An 18,055-nucleotide genomic window follows, 5' to 3' on the forward strand; every position below is an offset into this window, starting at 1 on the left:
AAGCCCCGGACCGACAGTGCGAGGCTCAGCTGCCCCTCCTGTGACAGGGTGGAAGGGTGACCAGCCAGGAACTCGCAGACTTTCTCCGCCGCCGCCGCGAGGACCTGCGGCCAGAAGACGTGCCGGCCGAAGCGACGCTTCCACCGAGCCGGCGCGCCCGTCGCACACCCGGACTGCGCCGCGAAGAGGTAGCCGCCCTGGCACAGGTGTCGGTGAGCTACTACGAACGACTGGAACAGGCACGGGCGCCCAGGCCCTCACCGCAGGTGCTGTCCGCGCTGGCGACGGCTCTCCAGCTCACTGGAGCAGAGCGTGACCATCTGGCCCGTGTGGCCGGACAAGTGCTGCCGGCGGAGAACGACGGCGCGCCGGAGCACGTACCCGAGGACGCCCGACAACTACTCGGCAGACTTGACGGCATCCCTGCCTACATCGTCAACGACCGGCAAGACATCGTCGCCTGGAACGCAGCAGCCGCGGCTCTGATCACAGACTTCTCTCGTCTCACACCTGACGAGCGCAACCTCACGCGCATCTCGACGAGATTCCGTGGCACCCTCTGCACCGGCGCGCCCGGTTCAGAGCCCGATTTCTCTCAGCAAGTGGCCGCCCAATTGCGCGCGGCCAGCGTTCGGTACCCCACGGACAACGTGCTTGCAGAGCTGATCAACGAGTTCGCGACCCACGATCCGGATTTTGCGAGCAGTTGGCGCAATCACGCTGTGCGCCCCATGCCCAGCGTGCGAAAAAACCTACATCACCCCAGACTGGGCGAGCTGGAAATCGACCGGCACACCCTCAGCCTGCCCGGCTCAGGTTTCTCCTTGGTGATGTACACGGCAGAAGCCGGCAGCCCCAGCGCCGCCGCACTGAAGAGCCTCTGACCGCTGCCACTACGGAAGACACCGCGTCCGCCGAGGTCGTTCACGTACACCAGGGCCGATTACGGAATCCGCGGGCACAGCACGAAAACCTCCTGCTCGTCGCGCCGGTTCGAGGCGATCTCCCCGCCCTCGCAGGTCCTCGTCCGGGTTGCGCCACTTGTCGGCGCCGACCACCCGGATCTCCTTGCACTTGAGCTGATCACGCAGGGCCTGGAAGGCGACGGCCGCGTAGACCATGCGCACCACCCGTCGCCGGCCCCGTTTGTCGGTACGGTGCACGGCCACCGCCCGGTCCCCGCCCATCGCCTTGTGGACCGGCACCGTATCGCCCAGCGGGTAGTATGTGGTGTTTTCCCCGCGTTCGCGTACCGCGCCACCAGCGCCAGGGCCTCGACAACCGGCCGGTGGGCCTGGTGGGAAGAGCGGAACTCCATCACGTCCAGCAGCTTGGTCAGCCCCCGCCGGTAGACCGGCCCCGAGTCCTGAAGGTGACGGCGGCAGGCAGCCGCCGGCGGCGCGGAGGGGACGGGGCGGGGGTGGCCGCCCGCAGTGGCCGGCGCGTCCGCGCCCTCAGCCCCTCCAAGAAACGTGATCCGCGCCGGTGTCCGAGGACGGACACCCCCGACGCGGCCCCGCCCCACCCACCGGCCGTAGGCGCTACGCGCGCCCCCACCGGACCGAACGCTGCGCCGCAGGCATCCCACCCGCGGCGCCGCAGGCTATTCGTCGGCCGTGGTCGTCGCGGCCGGGAGCGCGGCGGCCGGCCGCTGCCAGCCACGGGAGCCGCGGGCGAGGAGCCAGGCCGTCGTCTCCTCGGGCGGCATCGCCGCGGCGACCAGCCAGCCCTGGACCGCGTCGCAGCGAAGATCGCGCAGCCGCTCCCACGTCTCGTCGTCCTCCACCCCCTCCGCGACGACGAGCAGGCCCAGCGAATGCGCCAGATCGACGGTGCACCGCACGATCTCCGCGTCCTCGGCGTCCACGGCCAGCCGGGCCACGAACGACCGGTCGATCTTCAGCTCGCTGACCGGCAGCCGCCGCAGATGCACCAACGACGAGTACCCCGTACCGAAGTCGTCCAGGGACATCTTCACGCCGTGCCCGGTCAGGGCGTTCAGGGTGTCGGCGGCGCGCTGCGGGTCCTCCAGGAGGACGTGCTCGGTGATCTCCAGCTGGAGGGCTCCCGCCGGGACGCCGTGCCGGGCCAGCCGGGCCGCGACGGAGCCGGCGAAGCCGGGGGTGTGGACGTCGCGCGGGGAGACGTTGACCGCGACCGGCACGAACAGCCCCTGGGCCCGCCACTTGGCGACCTGCCCCAGCGCGGTCTCCAGCACGTACTCGGTGAGGTGCGGCATCAGCCCGGACGACTCGGCGATCGCTATGAACTCGTCCGGCGGCACCTTCCCCCGCTCCGGATGCACCCACCGCACCAGCGCCTCGAGCCCCGCGACCTGCCCGTCGAAGCGGACCTTGGGCTGGTAGTGCAGCTCGACCTCCCGGGCGTCCAGCGCCCGCCGCAGGTCCCCCAGCAGCCCCAGCCGGTCGGGAGTGTTGGAGTCCCGCTTGGACTCGTACGCCTCGACCCCCGTACGGTCCCGCTTGGCCTGGTACATCGCCACGTCCGCCCGCCGCAACAGCCCCTCCGCGTCGTCCGCGTGGTCGGGAAAGACGGCGACTCCCGCACTCGCCTCCAGGACGAGGGTGAGCCCGTCGAGGTCGAGCGGGGAGCTGAGGGCGGCGACGAGGCCGCGGGCGACGCGGGTCGCGGACGTCGTGGAGTCGGCGACGGGCAGTAAGACGGCGAACTCGTCACCGCCGAGCCGCGCGGCCTCCGCCCCGCGCGGCAGGGCGAGTCTGAGCCGGTCGGCTATCTGCAGCAGCAGCCGGTCACCGGCGAGATGCCCGAGGGTGTCGTTGACCGACCGGAACCGGTCCAGGTCGATCAGCATGAGCGCGGCACGGGCGCCGATCCGCTCGGCGTCGTCCAGCGCGGTCCAGATGCGTTCCAGCAGCCACTGCCGGTTGGGCAGTCCGGTCAGCGGATCGCGCAGCTGCTCCTCGGCCCGCGCGCGGGCTATCCACAGGGTGGAGTCGAGGGCGATCAGCGGAATGGAGAAGAGCGGCAGCAGCACCGGCTTGGCGACCGCGACCACGCACACCAGGGGCGCTATACCGAGCAGGGCGACCGCGACGAGCCCCTGCCGGGCCAGAGCGGTACGGGCCACGGTCGGCAGCCCCGCGCGCGGGGTGTGCAGATACCAGAGCAGCGTGCGCGTGACCACGAGGTACGTGACGGCGACCAGCACCACTCCCGGCGCGGTGTACGGCGTCCAGGTGTCCGGAGTCGACGGCGACTCGACGGACGGCACCCAGCCGAACGCGGCCAGCACCAGCGCCCCGGCGCCGATGCCGAGCAGGTCCACCGCGCCGTGCAGCACGCCCTGCCGCCAGCGGCCCCGCCGGGCCACGCCGACGAGCACGACGACGGTGAGGCTGATCATCCCGGCCGCGACCCAGCCGTAGAGCAGCAGCACGGCAAGGGTGAGGGCGGCGCCCGAGCCGGTGCCTCCCCACCAGCGGGAGCGGCCCAGCATCACCAGATGACCGACGATGATTCCGGTCAGCACGGCCAGGGACCAGCCGACGGTGCCGGACGGGAAGAGCGCGTGGCCTCCGGTGAACGCCCGCAGGAAGCCGACGCCCAGCACGAAACCGGCGGCGGCGACGACCGCCGTGGGCAACGCGGGCCAGGACGGGTGCCGTTCCGCGTCCGACTCGGACAACTCGGCCAGCCCGGGACCGTGTCCGCGTCCGTGTCCGGTAACCGACTGCCCGGCACCCCGCACGTCCGCCCCACGCGCATCCGCCCCGCGCGTGTCCGCGGTACGCGCCCCGGTGCGCCCCATTGCGCCCGGTCGCCCCGCGGGCCGCCCGTCCTCACGGCCGCGCAGCCATGCGACCGCCATGCGGCGCAGACGCAGCCGTGAGCCCGGGGCGGCGCTCTCGGTCGGTTCCATTCCCGTCCCTCTCCCAGCCGGCGGTGCCCACGCCACGCGGCCCGATGCCCGACGACCCTCAGCGGCTCCGCGGTGGAAAGCCCTTACCCCGGACCCCTCGCGAGTACGGGGTTGCCCCGACCGCAGCTGGGCACGGCAGGCGCACATCTCAACAGTAGGCCGCACAGGGCCTGTACGGGCACCGGTCGCCGACGGTTGCCCGAATGCGCCCCAGCCACCCGTATGCATCTGGTATGCGCCGATCGGGTGGTCTTCAACCGCTACTCCTCGGCCGAAAGAGCGACGTCCGCCGCGGCCTCCGGGCCTTGTTCGAGGAGGACGGTGAATCCGTCCTCGTTCAGAACCGGCACCTTGAGTTGCATCGCCTTGTCGTATTTCGTACCGGGATTGTCACCCACGACCACGAACGACGTCTTCTTGGAGACGGATCCGGTCACCTTCGCCCCCTGACCCTGCAGCGCCTCCTTCGCGCCGTCCCGGGTGAAGTTCTCCAGCGTTCCGGTCACCACGACGGTGAGCCCTTCCAGCGGGCGGGGCCCCTCGTCCTCCCCGGCCCCCTCGTCCTCCATACGGACACCGGCCGCCTTCCACTTGCGGATGATCTCCCGGTGCCAGTCCTCGGCGAACCACTCCTTCACGGAGGCGGCGATGATGCCGCCGACCCCCGCGGTCTCCGCCAGCTCCTTCTCGGTGGCCTGCTCGATGCGGTCGACGGAGCGGAACTCACGGGCCAGCGCCTCCGCCGCGACCGGGCCGACGTGACGGATCGACAGACTGGTCAGCACGCGCGCCAGCGGACGCTCCTTAGCCGCCGCGATGTTCGCCAGCATCGCGACCGCGTTCTTCCTCGGCTCGCCCTCCTGGTTGGCGAAGACGGTGGCGACCTTCTCCTCGCCGGTCTTCGGGTCCCGCTTGGGCAGCCCGCTGTCCTGGTCGAGGACGTACGCCTTGATGGGCAGCAACTGCTCGATGGTGAGGTCGAACAGGTCGCCCTCGTCCCGCAGCGGCGGGTCCTCCGGCTCCAGCGGCCTGGTCAGCGCCGCCGCGGCGACATAGCCGAAGTGCTCGATGTCCAGCGCCTTGCGCCCGGCGAGGTAGAACAGCCGCTCCCGCAACTGGGCCGGACACGTACGGGCGTTGGGGCAGCGCAGGTCGACGTCGCCCTCCTTCATCGCCTTCAGCGGCGTACCGCACTCCGGGCACTCGGCCGGCATCACGAACTCGCGCTCGCTGCCGTCCCGCAGGTCGGCGACCGGGCCGAGGATCTCGGGGATGACGTCACCGGCCTTGCGCAGCACCACCGTGTCGCCGATGAGGACACCCTTGGCCTTGACCACGTCCTGGTTGTGCAGCGTGGCGAACTCGACCTCGGACCCGGCCACCGTGACCGGTTCGACCTGGGCGTACGGCGTGACCCTGCCCGTACGGCCCACACCCACACGGATGTCGACCAGCTTGGTGTTGACCTCCTCGGGCGCGTACTTGTACGCGATGGCCCAGCGCGGGGCGCGCGAGGTGGTGCCGAGACGGCCCTGCAGGGAGATCTCGTCGAGCTTGACGACGACCCCGTCGATCTCGTGCGCCACGGAGTGCCGGTTCTCGCCGTAGTGGGCGATGAACTCCCGTACGCCGGCGAGGTCGTCGACCACCTTGTTGTGCTCGGAGGTCGGCAGACCCCAGGTCTTGAGCAGGTCGTAGCCCTGGGACAGGCGGGTCATGCCCTTGAACCCCTCCAGGACGCCGATGCCGTGGACCACCATGTGCAGCGGGCGGGAGGCGGTGACTCGGGGGTCCTTCTGGCGCAGCGAACCGGCCGCCGCGTTGCGCGGGTTGGCGAAGGGCTTGTCGCCGGCCGCGTTCAGCCGCGCGTTGAGCTCCTGGAACTTCTCCATCGGGAAGTAGACCTCGCCCCGGATCTCCACCAGATCCGGAACCTCGTCGCCCTTCAGCCGGTCCGGGATCTCGGCGATGGTGCGCACGTTGGGCGTGATGTCCTCGCCGGTGCGGCCGTCGCCGCGGGTCGCCGCGCGGACGAGCCGGCCCTTCTCGTAGGTGAGGTTGACGGCGAGGCCGTCGACCTTCAGCTCGCACAGGAAGTGGTACTTCTGCGTGCCCAGTTCCCGGTGGATGCGCTCCACCCAGGCGGCGAGGTCGTCGTCGTTGAACGTGTTGTCGAGGGAGAGCATGCGTGAGCGGTGCTCGACGGAGGTGAACTCCGTCTCGTACGCCCCGGCGACCTTCTGGGTCGGCGAGTCGGGGGTGCGCAGCTCGGGGTGCTCCTCCTCCAGCGCCTCCAGTTCGCGCAGCAGCCGGTCGAAGTCGGCGTCGCTGATGACGGGGGCGTCGTTCACGTAGTACCGGAAGCGGTGCTCCTCGATCTGCTCAGCGAGCCTGGCGTGCTTCTCCCGTGCCTCGGCGGGCACGCTCGTCGTCTCCGCTTGCTTGTCGCCGGCCACCGTGTGTCCTCCCGTCACTCTGGGTTGTCCGCGAGGGATCTCGCCGCCCGGACGCACTGGGCGAGGGCCCTGCGCGCGTACTCCGGGGAAGCCCCCGCGAGTCCGCACGCCGGAGTGAGCGTGACCGCCTCCGGGAGGAGTCCCGGCCGCAGCCCCAGCCTGCGCCAGAGCGTCCTGACACCCATGACGCTACCGCCAGGGTCCGACAACGGGCCGTCCGTGCCCGGAACGACGCCGGCGAACAGCCGGGTCCCGCTCTCCACCGCTTCCCCGATCGTTTCGTCGTCACGCTCGGTGAGGAGGGAGAAGTCGAAGGAGATCGCCGCCGCGCCCGCCCGGCGCAGCAGGGCGAACGGGACGTCCGGTGCGCACGAGTGGACCACGACGGGCCCGTCGTCGTGCACCCCGACGACGTCCCGCAGCGTGGCCTCGACGATCTGCCGGTCCACCGCGCGGTGGGTGCGGTAGCCGCTGGCGCTCCTCACCTGTCCGCGCAGTACGGCGGTGAGGGAGGGCTCGTCGAGCTGCAGGACGAGCTGTGCGCCGGGTACGCGCCGCCGCACCTCGGCGAGGTGGAGGCGCAGTCCCTCGGCGAGGGAGGCGGCGAGGTCGCGGCAGGCGCCGAGGTCGGAGAGGGCGGCCTCTCCGTTCTTCAGCTCCAGGGCGGCGGCGAGCGTCCACGGGCCGACCGCCTGGACCTTCAGGGGCCCCTGATACTCCTGGGTGAACTCCTCCAGCGCGTCGAGGTCCTCACCGAGCCAGGAGCGGGCGCGCTTGGTGTCGCGGCCCGGGCGGTCGCCGATGCGCCAGCCGCTGGGCTCCACGCGGGCGTACAGCTCCACGAGCATGCCCGCGGTGCGGCCGATCATGTCCGCGCCGGGGCCGCGGGCGGGGAGCTCGGGGAGGTGCGGGAAGGTCTCGAAGCTGCCGGTGACTGTTCTGGCGGCCTCTCGGGCGTCCCCGCCCGGCATGGAGCCGATGCCGGTGGCGGGGCCGAGGCTGAACTGGCTGTTTTCGCTCACCCGTAGAGCGTACGGAGGTTTTCCGCCCCCGCCGCCCCTACCCGTCCCGTACCCGGGGGCGCTGCCCCCGGACCCCCGGCTCCTCAAACTCCCCCAGAGGGGCTGTTCGTCACCGGCCCGGTCGTACGGTGAGGTCGTTGATCTCCGCGTCCCTCGGCAGGTCCAGGGCCGTGATGATCGTCGTGGCGACCGACTCGGGGTCGATCCACCGCGCGGGGTCGTACTCCTTGCCCTCCTGCTGGTGGACCTTGGCCTGCATCGGACTGGCCGTGCGGCCGGGGTAGACCGAGGTGACGCGGACGCCGCCCGCGTGCTCCTCGTGGCGCAGGGAGTCCGCGAGGGCCTTCAGACCGTGCTTGGAGGCGGCGTACGCGGACCAGTCGGCGTGGGCGGCCAGGCCGGCGCCGGAGTTGACGAAGATCACGTGGCCCCGGCTCGCGCGGAGCTGGGGCAGGAAGTGACGGGTCAGCTCGGCGGGGGCGATCAGGTTGACGTTGAGCTGGTGCCGCCAGGTCTTCGGGGTCAGCTCGCCGACCGGGCCGAGGTCGACCACGCCGGCGATGTGCAGGAGGGAGTCCACCCGGTCCGGGAGCGACTGGTGGGAGAAGGCCCAGGAGAGCTTGTCCGGGTCCGCCAGGTCGCCGACGAGGGTGCGGGCGCCGGGGAACCGGGCCGCCAGTTCCTTCGCCCGGCCCGCGTCGCGCGCGTGCAGGACGAGTTCGTCGCCGCGCGCGTGCAGACGGCGGGCGACGGCCGCGCCGATGCCGGAGCCCGCTCCGGTGATCACATGTGTAGCCATGCCCGCCATGCTCGCATCACCGCGCGGTCACTCCACGCCCAGGCTCTCCTCCAGGTGGGCCAGCGCGCCCACCGGCTCCTCGGCGAAGAACACCAGGTCGGTCAGCGGGCGGGGCAGGAAGCCCTCGTCCTCCATGCGGCGGAACTGCTCCTTGAGGCCGTCGTAGAAGCCCTCGGTGTTGAGCAGCACCACCGGCTTCTCGGTGTGCCCGTGCTTCTTCAGCTCCAGGATCTCGGTCGCCTCGTCGAGGGTGCCGGTGCCGCCGACCATGATGACCACCGCGTCGGCCTTCTCCAGCAGCAGTCGCTTGCGCTCGGCGAGGTCACGCGCGATCACCATCTCGTCGACGCCGGCCCGGGCCTTCGCCGCGAGGAACTCCACGGAGACGCCGAGGAGCCGGCCGCCCGCCTCCTCCACACCGTCGGCGACCACCTTCATCAGGCCGACGTCCGAACCGCCCCACACCAGCGTGTGCCCGCCCTTGCCGAGCAGCCGCGCGAACTCCCGCGCGGGGCGTGTGTAGCGTTCGTCGAGGTCGGCGGCGGAGAGAAAGACGCAGATGTTCACGGACCCACAGTACGGGCCCGGTCGGACATCGCGGTCAGCCGCATCTTCGACTGCCGGTGCGGCAGCTCCTCCCAGTCGTCCATGAACCGGGCCGACAGACCGTACCCGGCGGCCAGGTCCACGAGCGTCTCCGTCCGGTAGTAGAAGTCCTCGTGCAGCACCTGGTGCTCCTCGCCCTCCGTGCGGTCGAAGGTGAAGTCGAAGAACCCGCCGGGCGCCAGCACCCTCCCGACGTGCGCGAAGCACTCCTCGATGACGTGCCGGGGCGAGTGCGAGAAGACGCTGTGCGCGTGGACGACGTCGAAGTGCCCGTCGGGCAGGAAGGCGAAGGTGAGGTCGTCCGCGAGGGTGAGGTACGGCATCCTGGCCTGGAGTCCGTCGCGCACGAGGGTGTCCTGGGCGGCGAGCAGGATGTGCGGCGAGATGTCGATGCCGTAGTAGTGGCCGGGTTCCAGGTGGTCGATGAACAGGCGTCCCGCGCGGAGGTTGCCGCAGCCGATCTCCAGCATCCGGTGGTGCGGCTCCAGGCCGTGCCGCAGCAGGTAGTCGAACTGCATCCGGCCGATGCGCGCCCACTGCTCGCGCGAGGGGTTGTGGCCGACCGCCGCCTCGGCGCCGCGGGCCGTGTCGGAGGCCATCACCGCGCGGTAGTAGGCGATGTGGTCGCGGTTGCGCAGCCGCAGCCAGGTGTCGCGCAGCGCGCGCCGCGCGTGGGCGGGGACGCGCCCCGGATGGCGCAGGGCGTAGCGGGCCCGGTGGGCGAGGGTGCCGCGGTTCCGGCCGGTGTCCTTGGCTCCCATGGGTCCTCCTGCGGTTCCTCCTCGGGAAGAAGTCCGCTTCAGCGTGCGCTGTACTCACGGAGTCGGCCACCCGAGGAGGGACGATCGTGACCACAGGCCATCGCATCACCATCGAGGCCAGTGACCGGCACGTGCGCGTGGTGCACGGCGGGCAGGTGCTGGCGGAGAGCGACGGGGCACTGCTGCTGAAGGAGACGGGCTGTCCGGACCGGTACTACATCCCGCCGGCGGACGTACGGCTGGACCTGCTGACGCCCTCCGAGACGCACACGCGCTGCCCCTTCAAGGGCACCGCCTCCTACTGGTCGCTGCCGGACGCGGCGGACCTGGCCTGGGCGTACCCGGAGCCGAAGCCGGACGTCGCGCAGATCAAGGACCACCTCTGCTTCTACGAGGTGGAAGTCGGCTGATCACGTAAACGGGTTGTGATGGGCGAACGCGCCGCCCGCCTCACCGATGAATGCCGCCCCGTGCGGCAGTCTGGCGTGACATGGACAAGAACATCTCTTCGCGTGACGGCACCTCCCTGGCGTACGAGAGCGCCGGGCGGGGTGCCACGATCGTTCTCGTCAGCGGCGCGATGTCGACGGGCGGCACGGTGGCCCCGCTGGCGGCGCCCCTCTCGGAGCGGTTCCGGGTGGTCGTGTACGACCGCCGGGGCCGGGGCGGCAGCGGGGACACGGCGCCGTACGCGGTGGAGCGCGAGGTCGAGGACCTGGCGGCGCTGATCGGGGCGGTGGGCGGCGAGGCCGCGCTGTACGGCGTCTCCTCGGGCGGCGCGCTGGCGCTCAGGGCGGCGGCGAGCGGACTGCCGGTGCACCACGTCGCCGTGTACGAGACGCCGTACGCGATGTCCGAGGAGGACCTCGGGGAGCGGGCGCGCTACACCGAGCGGCTGACGGCGGCGCTCGCCGAGGGGCGGCGCGGGGACGCGGTGGAGCTCTTCCTGCGGCTGACCGGCCTGGGCGAGGAGGTCATCCGGGGTGCGCGGCAGTCACCGATGTGGGCCGGCATGGAGTCCATCGCGCCGAGCCTCGCGTACGACGACGCCGTGATGGGCGACGGGAGCGTCCCGCGCGAGCTGCTGGCGTCGATCCGGGTGCCGGTGCTGTCGATCGCGGGCGACGCGAGCCCGGCGTGGATGCGCGAGGCCGCGCGGGCGATCGCGGAGTCCGTCCCCCGGGGCACGTACCGCACCCTGGAGGGCCAGACCCATATGGTCGAACCGGACGTCCTGGCCCCGGTCCTGGCGGAGTTCTTCACGCGGTGAGCCCCCGCCGGACCCTCAGGAGCGCCTTCAGGCCACGCCGGCCGTCGCCCGCACGGTCGAGGCGATCGTCGCCGAGCCGACCACGCGGGTGCCGTCGTACAGGACGACCGCCTGGCCGGGGGCCACGCCGCGGACGGGCTCGGTGAAGCGCACGCGCAGGTCGCCGTCGACGAGTTCCGCCGTCACCTCGGTCTCGCCGCCGTGGGCGCGCAGCTGGGCGGTGTAGGTGCCGGGACCGGTGGGGGCGGCGCCGCACCAGCGGGGCTTGACCGCGGTGAGGGCGGTGACGTCGAGGGCGGCCGCGGGACCGACGGTGACCGTGTTGGTCACCGGGGAGATGTCGAGGACGTAGCGGGGCTTGCCGTCGGGGGCGGGGGTGCCGATCCGCAGGCCCTTGCGCTGGCCGATGGTGAAGCCGTACGCGCCCTCGTGGCTGCCGACCTTGGTGCCGGACTCGTCGACGATGTCGCCCTCGGCCCTGCCGAGGCGGTTCGCGAGGAAGCCCTGGGTGTCGCCGTCGGCGATGAAGCAGATGTCGTGCGAGTCGGGCTTCTTGGCGACGGCCAGTCCCCTGCGCTCGGCCTCCGCGCGGATCTCCTCCTTGGTGGTGACCGTGTCGCCGAGGGGGAACATCGCGTGGGCGAGCTGACGGTCGTCGAGCACGCCGAGGACGTAGCTCTGGTCCTTGGCCATGTCGGAGGCGCGGTGCAGTTCGCGGGTACCGTCCTCGCGCAGGATCACCTGGGCGTAGTGGCCGGTGCAGACCGCGTCGAAGCCGAGGGCGAGCGCCTTGTCCAGCAGGGCGGCGAACTTGATCTTCTCGTTGCAGCGCAGGCAGGGGTTGGGGGTGCGGCCGGCCTCGTACTCGGCGACGAAGTCCTCGACGACGTCCTCGCGGAAGCGGTCGGCGAGGTCCCACACGTAGAACGGGATGCCGATGACGTCGGCGGCGCGGCGGGCGTCGCGCGAGTCCTCGATGGTGCAGCAGCCCCGCGCGCCGGTACGGAACGACTGCGGGTTCGCGGAGAGCGCGAGGTGGACGCCGGTCACGTCGTGGCCCGCTTCGACCGCGCGGGCGGCGGCGACGGCGGAGTCGACTCCGCCGGACATGGCGGCCAGGACGCGGAGGGGGCGGGAGCGCTGCGAGGTGTCAGTCATAACCCCTCCAGGGTACGGGGCTCGGGAACCAGGGCCGCCGAATATGCGTTCTCGATCACATGGCGGCAAGAAGAGCATCCGAGGACGGGGACCGGCGCATCGGGCGGCGGGCCCTGATCGTGGGCGGGGTGGCGGCCGCGGCGGGTACGGCGGTGCTGGCACGCGACGAGCTGGCGCGGCTGTGGTGGCGCATACCCGGGGTCGAGAAGCCGCGCGAGCAGGGCGTGGTCGACTACGCGGGCGCCCGCTGGGTGGCGGCCTCGGACGCCAACTGGCGCCGCGCGGACCGGCCGGACGACTTCGGCGTCGACATGGTCATCGTCCACGTCACCCAGGGCAGCTTCGACAGCGCGGTGCAGGCGTTCAAGAACCCGGAGCACAAGGCCGCCTCGCACTACATCGTGGGCCAGGACGGCCGTGTCACCCAGATGATCCGCGAGCTGGACGTGGCGTACCACGCGGGCAACCGCGACTACAACGAGCGCAGTGTCGGCATCGAGCACGCGGGCTTCGTGGACCGCCCCGAGGACTTCACGGACGAGATGTACGAGGCGTCGGCCCGCCTGACGGCACGGATATGCGCCCGCTACGACATACCGGTCGACCGGGAGCACATCATCGGCCACGTCGAGGTGCCGGGCACGGACCACACGGACCCGGGCCCGCACTGGGACTGGGACCGCTACATGAAGCTGGTCCGCCGGGCCCGTACGACGCAGGCGGACACCGGCCCCTCCGGCTCCCCGTCGGCCACGGCGGGCCGGACGAGTGATTCCTGACGGTGTCGGTGGTCGTATGCGATCAGGGATCGCATGACCGGCCGTCCGGCTCTTGTGGTCGTGCCGGATCCCGTCGTCGCTCTGCACGCAAAGCGCGGTGAGCAGGGCGTCCAGGTCATTCGTCACAGATCCCTCCGGGACGCCCTGTCCGGGTTCCCGGACGCACCGTCGGCGTCCAGGACGACTCGTCTAGAACTTCGGCTGCCAGGGGACGACCGTGTAGTCGCCCGTACCCTGCTCGACCTTCTCGAAGGGTGCCGAGCTCACGCACTTGGGCATGTCGCCGGTCTCCACGGGGGTGCCGGTCGCGGCCCAGCTGTAGCCGAGCCGGTCGTGGCGGCCGAGGTCATGGACGGTGATGCCGACCTGCTTCCCCTTGGCGCCGGGCAGGTCCGAGTCGGTGATGACGCCGGAGACGACGGCCACCTTGCCACCGGTGACAAGGCAGTTGACCTTCGCCTTCACCCAGGCGCCGTGGCCATCGGTGTAGTGGCTCCACTCGAAGGTCCCCGTCGCCTCGAGCGGATTGTCGGTGTCCTTCGCCGCCAGATGCGCGTCGAAGGAGAACGTGATCTCGCCCCCGGCCAACCGGTCCAGCTTCGCGGTACCGGTGAGGGCGGCGGCTTCCCGTCGGTCGTCACCGGACGCGACGGCGGATCCCGCCGCCGCGGCGGTGAGCAGGAGCGTGGCACCAAGCACGGCAGTCTTCGTACGGCGGTTCATGCCGGTCCTTTCGGTGGGATGATCGGACGGCTCCCACTCTCCCGGCTCCGCGCTCCTGCCACGTCACGCCCGAGGCGGCATCGGGCGTCCGTCTCAGGGTGGGAGGATGTCCGCGGCCTGCGCCTCCAGAGGTACCCGCGCGTACGACCGAGGTCGCGCACCGGATCGCAACGGCTGCCGTTGTCCGGCTGAGCCGGCCGGACCGTAGCATCTGAAGCGGGCCCTCGCCCCGGCCCCGGCGATCAGGCACGGCCACACGACCGGACGGCCGGTCATGCGATCCCTGATCGCATACGACCACTGACACCGTCAGGAATCACTGGTCTAGGTCAGTCCCGCCGCGCGGGCCCGTTCCACCGCCGGGCCGATGGCCTTGGCCACGGCCTCCACGTCGGCCTCCGTGGAGGTGTGCCCCAGGGAGAAGCGGAGGGTGCCGCGGGCCAGGTCGGGATCGGTGCCGGTGGCCAGGAGGACGTGGCTGGGCTGGGCGACGCCGGCGGTGCAGGCGGAACCGGTGGAGCACTCGATGCCCTGGGCGTCCAGGAGGAGCAGCAGGGAGTCGCCCTCGCAGCCGGGGAAGGTGAAGTGCGCGTTGGCCGGAAGGCGCCCCCCGAGGGCGGGGTCGCCGCCCAGGATCGCGTCCGGCACGGCCTCGCGGACCGCGGCGACCAGGTCGTCGCGCAGCCTCCCGATCTCGCGGGCGAACCATTCCTGCTGCTCGGCGGCGAGCCGCCCGGCCGTCGCGAAGGAGGCGATGGCGGGGACGTCGAGGGTGCCGGAGCGGACATGGCGTTCCTGGCCGCCGCCGTGCAGGACGGGCACGGGCGTGTGCTCGCGGCCCAGGAGCAGCGCGCCGATGCCGTACGGACCGCCGATCTTGTGGCCGGACACGGTCATCGCGGCGAGCCCCGACGCGGCGAAGTCCACCGGGACCTGCCCGAAGGCCTGGACCGCGTCGGAGTGCAGCGGCACGCCGAACTCGGCGGCGGTCTCGGCGAGTTCGCGGACCGGCAGGATCGTCCCGATCTCGTTGTTGGCCCACATGACCGTGGCGAGGGCGACGTCGTCGGGATTGCGGGCGATGGCCTCGCGCAGGGTGTCCGGGTGGACCCGGCCGTGGGAGTCGACCGGCAGGTACTCGACGGTGGCGCCCTCGTGCTCGGCGAGCCAGTGGACGGCGTCGAGGACGGCGTGGTGCTCGACGGGGCTGGCGAGGACCCGGGTGCGGGCCGGGTCCGCGTCGCGGCGGGACCAGTAGAGCCCCTTCACGGCGAGGTTGTCGGCCTCGGTCCCGCCGGAGGTGAACACGATCTCGCTGGGCCGGGCACCGAGGGCCTCGGCGAGGGTCTCGCGGGCCTCCTCGACGGTGCGCCGGGCGCGGCGGCCGGCCGCGTGGAGGGAGGAGGCGTTGCCGGTGACGCCCAGGTGCGCGGCGAGTGCCTCGACTGCCTCGGGAAGCATCGGGGTGGTCGCGGCGTGGTCGAGGTAAGCCATGGTGGGGCCGATTCTACGGGGCCCCGTGCACCGGCCACGGATCACGGTCGGCCAGGATGCGGCACCCGCTCAGAAGCTCCACGAGATCGTGTTGTCCGCCTGCATGAACGCGACGAGGACGAGGAGGTCGGCGACGCCCAGTCCGAGCCCCAGGAAGGCGCGGCCACGTCGGGTCGTGCCCCGCCACAGCGCCACGGCCGCCAACACGACGGCAACCGGGCCGAGGAAGACGTTGAGGACGAGCAGGCCCAGCAGACCCAGGACGAAGGACGCGACGGCCATGCCGTCGGCGTCACGGAGACCGGTGCGTCCGGCGGCCGGTGCGGTCAGATGCATGATGATCGGCTCCCACGGTCGGAGGGACGGGGTTCGAACGGCCTCGTGCGGGTCAGTGCGCCGAACCGCCACGGCCCCGGCCGTGGCGCTCGCGCAGGGCGAAGGCGCCGAGCCATACGGCGATGACGACCCCCGCGGCGACGGAGAAGGAGAGCGGGGCGTGGGCGACGGTACCCAGGGCGACGCCCAGCAGCATCAGCGCGGCGACGAGGAACAACATGAGTGGATCCCCCAGGTCGGTGAACGGTTGTAGTTACAGTTGTTCACTGAGTTCCCAGCCTAGCGCGGGTCATGACTTCCCCATGCCGGAGAACAGTTGTTAACTGCATGGCATGAGTCACACCCTCGGCGTCCGGCAGGCCCAGAAACAGAAGACACGGCGGGCGCTGCTCGACGCGGCGCTGGCACTGCTCGAGGAGCAGAGCCTGAGCAGCCTGGGGCTGCGTGAGGTCACCCGTGCGGTGGGGGTGGCGCCGACCGCCTTCTACCGGCACTTCCGTTCCGTCGAGGATCTGGGGGTGGCGCTGGTCGAGGAGGCTTTGGGCAGTCTGCACCCGATGATCCGGACGATCGTGTCCACGACCGGTGACGGTGAGGAACGTATCGAGCGCGCCATCGAGTTGATCGCCGGTCATGTCGACGCGTATCCGGCGCATGTGCGGTTCATCGCCCGGGAGCGGCACGGTGGGGTGCGGTCGGTGCGGGAGGCGATACGGGATCAGCTGGCGCTGTTCGCCGTGGAGGTCGGGGAGGCGCTGGCGGAGGATCCGGTGTCCGCGGGGTGGGGCGAGGAAGACCTGATGATGCTGGCGCAGCTGTACGTGGACCAGATGCTCGTCACCGCTTCGCTGTTCCTGGAGGCGCCGGGGAGTGGGGCGGGGGCGCGGGAGCGGGCGTTCCGGATGGCGACGCGTCGGCTGCGGCTGATCGGTATCGGGCGTGCGCACTGGCTGGACGGCGGGGCGGGTGGGGAGGGGTGAGGGTTTTTTCGCCTCCGCCGCCCCCACCCGCCCCCTACCCGAGGGCGCTGCCCCCGGACTCCCGCTCCTCAAACGCCGGAGGGGCTGATTCTCGCCGGGCCGGCTCAGAGACGGGCTCGGGCCAGTTGGCGGGACTGGGCCACCAGGCGGTCGGTGCTGTCCCAGACCTCGGCGTCCTCCTCCAGGAAGCCGCCGGCGAGGTTGCGGGTGGTGATCGAGACCCGCAGGGGGCCCGGGGCGGGGCGGCAGCGGACGTGGACGGTCAGCTCCACCGTCGGGACCCAGCCGGTCAGGCCCAGCTCGAAGGCGGTCGGGGGCAGGGCGTCCACCGCGAGGAGCAGCGCGAACGGGTCGGGGTCCCGGCCATCGGCGAGACCGAACCAGGCCCGCATCTCCCCCTTGCCGGACGGCTGCCCGAGCGCCCACCCCAGGGTCGAGGGGTCGAGCTTGAGCATCAGGCGCTCGGTGATGGCGGAGCTGCCGTCGACCGGGGTGGGGCCGTCCTCCGGGCCGAAGCACTGCTCCATCGGCGGTATCGCGGGCGGCTCGGCCGTCGTACGGACGTCGTCGGGGAGGGAGTCCAGATCGCCGTAGGAGGCGAGGACGCGGATGCGCTCCACCTCGCGGCCCTGCTCGTCGAGCTGGAACAGGGAGGCCTGACCGGTCGACAGGGTCCGTCCGGTGCGCACGGTCTCGGTGCGGACGACCGCCGGTCCCGGCCGGGAGGCGGTCAGGTAGTGCGCGGAGATGGTGAACGGGTCGGAGTGCGGCAGGGCGTCCGCGAGCGCGCGGCCCAGGACGGCCAGCAGATAACCGCCGTTGACGGCGTTGATGATCGTCCAACCGGCGGAGAGGTCGATGTCGTAGACGCCGGGCGCGCGCGGGGTGACCGCGGTGTCGCGGTCGAACTCACTGGCGCCGATGGTGGCCCGGGTGGACTGGACGGAGGCTGCTTCTGGCATGGCTGAACAGTACAAGAAGACAATACTAAGCGGTAGCTTTGTCCGTGCGTCCCGGGGGACTACTCCTCCTGGACCGTCGAACGGCGGTGCCACGCGCGAGGAGCCCGCCAGTGGTAGCGCATCGCGAGCAGCCGCAGCACGAAGGCCGTGACCACGGCGAGGCTGCTGGTACCCGCGTTCAGCACGTCGTAGCGGATGCACAACGCGGTCAGGGCGGCGCCGACGACGGCGGGGACGGCGTACAGGTCGCGGTCCCAGCGCAGCAGCGACGGCACCTCGTTGGCGAGCACGTCCCGCAGCACACCGCCGCCGACCGCGGTGGCCAGGCCCAGGCAGGCGGAGGCGGTCAGGCCGAGGCCGTAGTCGTACGCCTTGGTCGTGCCGACGACGCAGAACAGGCCGAGGCCGGCCGCGTCGAAGACGTTGACGCCGGTCTGGATGCGCTCCACGTGCGGGTGGAGGAAGAACACCAGGGCCGTGGCGAGCAGCGGGGTGACGAAGTACCCCAGGTCCGTGAAGGCGGCGGGCGGCACGGCGCCGATGACCAGGTCGCGGAAGAGTCCGCCGCCGAGCGCGGTGACCTCGGCGAGTACGGCGATGCCGAAGACGTCGAAGTTCTTGCGGACGGCCAGCAGGGCGCCGGAGATCGCGAAGACGAAGATGCCGATCAGGTCGAGCGTATGCAGGACGGACGGACTGAACAGTTGCTGGAGCACCCTTACATTCTTACCCAATGACAACCCCCCGCCTTGCAAACCAAGGCGGGGGGTTGTGTGTACTTGCTGTCCATGACTCCGTCGGGCGATGT

At 71.6% G+C, this 18,055-nt stretch carries 18 protein-coding genes; 5 read left to right on the forward strand and 13 right to left on the reverse strand.

Annotated features, from left to right (window positions below; genetic code table 11):
- Positions 1 to 56: 56 nt before the first annotated feature.
- On the forward strand, positions 57 to 884 hold the full coding sequence (locus KUM38_RS38575) for a helix-turn-helix transcriptional regulator (protein WP_217136794.1): 828 nt from the start codon (positions 57 to 59) through the stop codon (positions 882 to 884).
- Between the two features lie 719 nt (positions 885 to 1,603).
- Here KUM38_RS38575 and KUM38_RS38580 read toward each other — a convergent pair.
- The 6 genes from KUM38_RS38580 to KUM38_RS38605 form a co-directional block, all read right to left on the reverse strand.
- Positions 1,604 to 3,901: a bifunctional diguanylate cyclase/phosphodiesterase gene (locus tag KUM38_RS38580; RefSeq protein ID WP_217136795.1), complete on the reverse strand. Its 2,298-nt coding sequence runs from the start codon at positions 3,899 to 3,901 to the stop codon at positions 1,604 to 1,606.
- Between the two features lie 260 nt (positions 3,902 to 4,161).
- Positions 4,162 to 6,357: an NAD-dependent DNA ligase LigA gene (ligA, locus tag KUM38_RS38585; RefSeq protein ID WP_217136796.1), complete on the reverse strand. Its 2,196-nt coding sequence runs from the start codon at positions 6,355 to 6,357 to the stop codon at positions 4,162 to 4,164.
- 14 nt (positions 6,358 to 6,371) lie between these two features.
- On the reverse strand, positions 6,372 to 7,379 hold the full coding sequence (locus tag KUM38_RS38590; protein ID WP_217136797.1) for a methionine synthase: 1,008 nt from the start codon (positions 7,377 to 7,379) through the stop codon (positions 6,372 to 6,374).
- 109 nt (positions 7,380 to 7,488) lie between these two features.
- The gene (locus KUM38_RS38595) at positions 7,489 to 8,187 is read right to left on the reverse strand and encodes an SDR family oxidoreductase (protein ID WP_217136798.1); all 699 of its coding nucleotides are present in this window, start codon (positions 8,185 to 8,187) and stop codon (positions 7,489 to 7,491) included.
- An 18-nt stretch (positions 8,188 to 8,205) separates the two neighbouring features.
- A complete protein-coding gene (locus KUM38_RS38600) occupies positions 8,206 to 8,745 on the reverse strand; it encodes a TIGR00730 family Rossman fold protein (RefSeq protein WP_217136799.1) in 540 nt (179 codons plus the stop codon).
- Positions 8,742 to 9,545, reverse strand: coding sequence for a class I SAM-dependent methyltransferase (locus KUM38_RS38605; RefSeq protein ID WP_217136800.1), 804 nt, complete (start codon positions 9,543 to 9,545; stop codon positions 8,742 to 8,744). Before KUM38_RS38605 ends, KUM38_RS38600 begins: the two co-directional genes overlap by 4 nt.
- Before the next feature lie 86 nt (positions 9,546 to 9,631).
- Between KUM38_RS38605 and KUM38_RS38610 the strand changes: the two genes are divergently transcribed.
- Together KUM38_RS38610 and KUM38_RS38615 are read left to right on the forward strand one after the other, a co-directional pair.
- Positions 9,632 to 9,955 carry a DUF427 domain-containing protein gene (locus tag KUM38_RS38610; RefSeq protein ID WP_217136801.1) on the forward strand — a complete coding sequence of 108 codons (324 nt, stop codon included), beginning with the start codon at positions 9,632 to 9,634 and terminating at the stop codon, positions 9,953 to 9,955.
- Positions 9,956 to 10,035: 80 nt separating this feature from the next.
- The gene (locus tag KUM38_RS38615; protein ID WP_217136802.1) at positions 10,036 to 10,815 is read left to right on the forward strand and encodes an alpha/beta fold hydrolase; all 780 of its coding nucleotides are present in this window, start codon (positions 10,036 to 10,038) and stop codon (positions 10,813 to 10,815) included.
- 27 nt (positions 10,816 to 10,842) lie between these two features.
- On the opposite strand, the gene mnmA is transcribed toward KUM38_RS38615, so the two are convergent.
- Positions 10,843 to 11,973, reverse strand: a complete 1,131-nt coding sequence (gene mnmA / locus KUM38_RS38620) for a tRNA 2-thiouridine(34) synthase MnmA (protein WP_217136803.1) — start codon at positions 11,971 to 11,973, stop codon at positions 10,843 to 10,845.
- Between the two features lie 59 nt (positions 11,974 to 12,032).
- On the opposite strand from mnmA, the gene KUM38_RS38625 reads away from it, so the two are divergent.
- Positions 12,033 to 12,752, forward strand: a complete 720-nt coding sequence (locus KUM38_RS38625) for an N-acetylmuramoyl-L-alanine amidase (RefSeq protein WP_217136804.1) — start codon at positions 12,033 to 12,035, stop codon at positions 12,750 to 12,752.
- Positions 12,753 to 12,941: 189 nt separating this feature from the next.
- Here KUM38_RS38625 and KUM38_RS38630 read toward each other — a convergent pair whose 3' ends face one another.
- From KUM38_RS38630 to KUM38_RS38645, 4 genes are all read right to left on the reverse strand, one after another.
- Positions 12,942 to 13,475: a Repetin gene (locus tag KUM38_RS38630; RefSeq protein ID WP_217136805.1), complete on the reverse strand. Its 534-nt coding sequence runs from the start codon at positions 13,473 to 13,475 to the stop codon at positions 12,942 to 12,944.
- A gap of 324 nt (positions 13,476 to 13,799) precedes the next feature.
- Positions 13,800 to 14,969, reverse strand: a complete 1,170-nt coding sequence (locus KUM38_RS38635) for a cysteine desulfurase family protein (RefSeq protein ID WP_217136806.1) — start codon at positions 14,967 to 14,969, stop codon at positions 13,800 to 13,802.
- Positions 14,970 to 15,038: 69 nt separating this feature from the next.
- Entirely contained in the window at positions 15,039 to 15,305 is a 267-nt protein-coding gene (locus KUM38_RS38640; protein ID WP_217136807.1) for a DUF4190 domain-containing protein, read from the reverse strand.
- 52 nt (positions 15,306 to 15,357) lie between these two features.
- Entirely contained in the window at positions 15,358 to 15,525 is a 168-nt protein-coding gene (locus KUM38_RS38645; protein ID WP_217136808.1) for a hypothetical protein, read from the reverse strand.
- A 112-nt stretch (positions 15,526 to 15,637) separates the two neighbouring features.
- On the opposite strand from KUM38_RS38645, the gene KUM38_RS38650 reads away from it, so the two are divergent.
- Positions 15,638 to 16,285 (forward strand): TetR family transcriptional regulator, encoded by a 648-nt coding sequence (locus tag KUM38_RS38650; RefSeq protein WP_217136809.1) that lies wholly within the window; start codon positions 15,638 to 15,640, stop codon positions 16,283 to 16,285.
- A gap of 104 nt (positions 16,286 to 16,389) precedes the next feature.
- Here KUM38_RS38650 and KUM38_RS38655 read toward each other — a convergent pair whose 3' ends face one another.
- Positions 16,390 to 17,247 carry a thioesterase family protein gene (locus KUM38_RS38655; protein WP_217136810.1) on the reverse strand — a complete coding sequence of 286 codons (858 nt, stop codon included), beginning with the start codon at positions 17,245 to 17,247 and terminating at the stop codon, positions 16,390 to 16,392.
- A gap of 59 nt (positions 17,248 to 17,306) precedes the next feature.
- Positions 17,307 to 17,963, reverse strand: coding sequence for a trimeric intracellular cation channel family protein (locus KUM38_RS38660; RefSeq protein ID WP_217136811.1), 657 nt, complete (start codon positions 17,961 to 17,963; stop codon positions 17,307 to 17,309).
- Positions 17,964 to 18,055 lie beyond the last annotated feature (92 nt).

The organism is Streptomyces sp. AC558_RSS880 (assembly GCF_019049255.1).
Taxonomy (GTDB): Bacteria; Actinomycetota; Actinomycetes; order Streptomycetales; family Streptomycetaceae; genus Streptomyces.